Source organism: Xanthovirga aplysinae, assembly GCF_009711365.1.
Taxonomy (GTDB): domain Bacteria; phylum Bacteroidota; class Bacteroidia; order Cytophagales; family Cyclobacteriaceae; genus Xanthovirga; species Xanthovirga aplysinae.
Map to the genome: position 1 here is coordinate 1 of NZ_SMMB01000728.1, position 3,543 is coordinate 3,543.

Below are 3,543 nucleotides of genomic sequence, written 5' to 3' on the forward strand. Positions count from 1 at the left end.
TATTTTACAGTCTGTTCGCTTTAGTTTTTTGTGCTTCAATGGGAGCAACTACAATCGACAATTCTACAGTAGCTGATGTAGTGACAGTATCTTCTCAAGATTTAGGCGAAAATCCTGAAGATAGAGAAGAGGGGTATGAAGCAATGGAAGCTGTAGCTGAGGCCCAAGCTTTTATTTAGAACTGTTAATAATAAACTGTAGAGCATAAGGGCTCTACAGTTTTATCAGGTTTTTCCACTTTAGCACTTTCCAATATAAATAGGTGTTAGGGTGACAGGGTCTAAACTATAGGGTAAAGGTTAAAAGAAATGTCCTTATTTGATTTCAAGAACGACCTAACATATAAGGTGATTGCGTATTTAATTCTTGTTGACACCTTGAGCTCTCACTGTAACTTTCATTATTGTATCGAGTAAAATTCGGATTACAGAACGCCTTATTTAATCTGAATAGTCTCCTTGAGGCAATTATGATTGAGAAGGTATACTCAAATAAACTAGTGAAGAATAAACAATAAAAGATGAAAATTTTAAATCATATTGACAGGTATTTGATATGTTATATTCTGATTATTGTAGCCCTTATACAATTATATAACTCTCAGTTCAGTTCTCTCACCCCTTGGAAAGGTGGAGGTTTCGGAATGTTCTCAACAAATAAGCGTGCCAATATAACAGCTGTTGGCTATAAAGAAAATGGTGACTCATTACTGATAAGTATTCAAAGTAGTAAGTTCGATGTGCCCATTTCAAAAAACTTTCTTACTTCCACAAAAAATTTTCCTAAAATGGAAAAATTAGAAAAGTTAGGGAGTCAGATTGTTCCTTCCTATTTGAGGCCTAGTACTTTAGAATTCCCATCCAATATTGACGAAAGTACATTGCAGCACATTAATGATAACAACGAATTCTACAGGGTTATTTATGTGCCAAAATATTATCAAAACGATTCTACGGCTCTCGTAGAAGAAGCAGTAAAAATAGAACGTCTAAAGATCAGGCTATTTCAAACAGACTTTTTTGAAGAGGATTTAGCTGTTAGAAAAAGATTTATTAAAGAAATTGAAATAAGCAACTAAATTTTAAAATTACTATGGCACATATGATGCAGGCAATGTTGCAAAAGTATAATAAGGGCTTTGAATCCTTTCATGAAGAATTAATTTTCAAGTTTTCACTCATCTTACTTGTTTTAGATGGTAGCACTGGATGGGGCTTAGACGTGTTTATGAGAATCATCTGTGCTTTGATGCTCGCATTCAGTCACTTTGGTAAAAACAAAATCCTTTGGCTTATTATTTCATTGGGACTTTTATTTTTTAATAGTCAACAGTTTTACATTCTGGATAATCACAAAATACTATTTGTTTATTGGGTTTTGCTTATAACTTTTTATTTGTGGACAGATAAAGAGTTGAAATACCTTAGGTCTAATTCCAAAATATTAATAGGACTTGTAATGTTCTTTGCTGTCCTACAAAAAGTTATTAATGAGTTTACAAGTCCAGGTTTTATGCATGGCCGCTTTTTATTTGATGAACGTTTTATGCTCGTAACACATTTTTTAATAGAAACTCCTTATGAAGTACTTGCCAATAACAGGAATTCAATAGGCGTATTAAATATATTACCAGTAGATAATAGTTTTGTTACACTGTCCTCAACTCCATTTATGGGGCGTGTTTTATATGCATTCCAACTTTTTGGACTTGCATTTGAAGGTCTTGTTGCTTCACTTTTTCTTTTTTCCAAGAATGATAGCATTATTAAAGATATAGTACTCTTACTCTTTTGTCTTGGCACTTATTTTATTTTTCCAGTCATAGGGTTCAGTTCTATCCTACTAATCTTAGGGATAGCACAAAGTTCAAGAAAAATGAGAAAATTCTATATTCTCACTTTTATTTTACTTCAGTTCATTATCGTTCCTTGGCAGGAGATAATTTTTTATATTCAAAATGCTATATAGTTTAGACTTGGGCCTTTATGAATAAAGGAAAACTTCTAGGTTCTGCAGTTGTACTTGTAATTATATTTTTCGTCGTTATTTCTAAGGATCAAACTGAGGAAAAATATGTTACCCATGTAGAAGCTTTTGCTGGAATTGATGCTATTTCAAAACTTCTCTCTGAAAGATCACCTTACTTCGATATTAATAGGGACCAAGTTATCAGTAAGATAGATATGGTAACCGAAGAGTTGGGAGCGAAAGAGACTATCGAAGTCGATGAATTCTTAAATGGAGTGAAACAAATATTTTCTGAATTGGGAGATAGGCATGCTTCAATAAAAAAATTGGAATCAGAACTGAAAACAGAAAAATATTATTTGCCATTTGCCTTAGCTCCTTGGCAGAGGGATAAGGTAATTGCACTCCGTCAAAATCCCAATCTTGAGTATTCTCTGTACTTAGAAAAATTTCCATTTCTTTCTAAAATTCAAGGTGAAAATATAATTGAATTTATATCTAGACATGATATACTAAATAAATATGCTCCGAGCCAAACACGGCTATCTTTAGGTGTAGAAAAAATGAATGAGTTTTATCAAGTTGATGATGGTTTCAAGATTGGAGATAGTGTTAGCCTCAAATTTATGAGTGCAAATGAGGAATCGGATACCTTGATTTCAGTTAAACTCGTAAATTCCAAAACAAAATGGCGTGAAATAAACAAATACGTATTTCAGTCTAAGAAGACAAAAGAGCCATATGATTACCTTCGTCATACTTATGGAGATGGTATAGAGTATTTGAGACTTAACCAAATGTTTGATAAATCTAAAGATAACCTCTTTTTTCAATGGTTAACGGAATATATGAATTCAATAAGAAACTCTAATGCGCTCATAATTGATATTAGACATAATTCGGGTGGAAGTAGAGATTTGATAGATTTTTTCTCCAATTATTTTATAAAGCCTAATGATTTTTTTGTTGCTAATTATGCGAAATATAAAGGAAAGGTAACAAATACTATAAAAGAAAGTTTGATTAAGCGCAGTCTTTATCCTTTTGATCATTTTATTGATGATAACACTCAGCGTTTGGTACTCGAAAAATTTTCCTCAGGATTAAAGAATATTAAAATTTCTAAAGATAAGGGTTATAGTGATTACTACTACATGATGTTAAAAAACAACAATCATTTTGTTGACTACTATTACTTTGACAAGCCTGTTTATCTTATTATTAACGAGCACACCTTTAGTGCTGCTAGTGTTTTTGCCTCATCATTTAAAGGTTTGAGTAATATAGTTTTAGTGGGTGTTTGCAGCGATAGCTCAAGCGGTTTGGCTAAATCCTATGAAGTATCTGGACTGCGATTGAGGTTTTCTCATATGCTGTCTTTTCAAAAAGACGGCAACTTATTCGATGGGAAGGGTACTGAGCCCGATATTGAAATTAACAGATCGCTCAATCACATTTTTGGAATTGAAGATCACCAATTAAATATGTTGCTTACAAAAATTGACAAACAAAAAATTGTCCCCCCTCCTAAAGCCCAAAATTAAGGATTTTGAATCTTCTAAATTATGCATTTAG

At 32.5% G+C, this 3,543-nt stretch carries 3 protein-coding genes; all 3 read left to right on the forward strand.

The window, feature by feature from the left end; genetic code table 11:
* The first annotated feature begins 520 nt into the window (after window positions 1–520).
* The 3 genes from E1171_RS04715 to E1171_RS04725 are packed head-to-tail and all read left to right on the forward strand — an operon-like array spanning window position 521 to window position 3,512.
* Window positions 521–1,078 carry a hypothetical protein gene (locus tag E1171_RS04715; RefSeq protein WP_155204599.1) on the forward strand — a complete coding sequence of 186 codons (558 nt, stop codon included), beginning with the start codon at window positions 521–523 and terminating at the stop codon, window positions 1,076–1,078.
* Between the two features lie 14 nt (window positions 1,079–1,092).
* Entirely contained in the window at window positions 1,093–1,968 is an 876-nt protein-coding gene (locus tag E1171_RS04720) for a hypothetical protein (RefSeq protein ID WP_187696262.1), read from the forward strand.
* A 17-nt stretch (window positions 1,969–1,985) separates the two neighbouring features.
* Window positions 1,986–3,512 (forward strand): S41 family peptidase, encoded by a 1,527-nt coding sequence (locus E1171_RS04725; RefSeq protein ID WP_155204602.1) that lies wholly within the window; start codon window positions 1,986–1,988, stop codon window positions 3,510–3,512.
* Window positions 3,513–3,543 lie beyond the last annotated feature (31 nt).

Bases quoted from the DNA above. Each gene is read 5' to 3' on its own strand.
- E1171_RS04715 (WP_155204599.1), top strand. From the start codon at position 521: ATGAAAATTTTAAATCATATTGACAGGTATTTGATATGTTATATTCTG.
- E1171_RS04720 (WP_187696262.1), top strand. From the start codon at position 1,093: ATGGCACATATGATGCAGGCAATGTTGCAAAAGTATAATAAGGGCTTT.
- E1171_RS04725 (WP_155204602.1), top strand. From the start codon at position 1,986: ATGAATAAAGGAAAACTTCTAGGTTCTGCAGTTGTACTTGTAATTATA.